Genomic DNA, 414 nt, shown 5'->3' on the forward strand with positions numbered 1-414 from the left:
GACGTGTCCACCCTGAAAGAGCTGGCGCGGCGTTGGAAGCCGGAAATCCTGCCGGGCTTCAGTAAAGAGAACAAGCATTTGGCGCTTGATGATATTCGCGAGTCCATCGCCGAGCTGGTGTATTACCGCGAGCATTTTATTAGCGCCTGACCGGCGCCGCTGGCACGCTTCACGCAACACGCGGACATGCAAAACAGGAAAGAAACGCAGGGTGAATAGGCGTGAGCCTGTCTTCGCCCTACGGGACCCTGGATCTGGAGCGCCTGTAGGAGATTCTATGTTGTCCACCCCAGTCTTCATGAGGCAGGGGCCGGCTGATAGTCGGTGCCATTTTTCATAAGCGCGAAGGCGATACGAACCAGTTTGCGCGCCAGGATGACTAACGCTTGGGTAGTTGCCAGCCCTCGATCCAGA

At 57.0% G+C, this 414-nt stretch carries 2 pseudogenes; one reads left to right on the top strand and one right to left on the bottom strand.

Annotated features, from left to right (window positions below):
* Positions 1-150: pseudogene (locus A3754_RS24915) on the top strand (exonuclease domain-containing protein); the annotation flags it as partial.
* Positions 151-296: 146 nt separating this feature from the next.
* Here A3754_RS24915 and A3754_RS28680 read toward each other — a convergent pair.
* Positions 297-414: pseudogene (locus A3754_RS28680) on the bottom strand (IS110 family transposase); the annotation flags it as partial.

The sequence above is a fragment of the Alcanivorax sp. HI0083 genome (assembly GCF_001635175.1).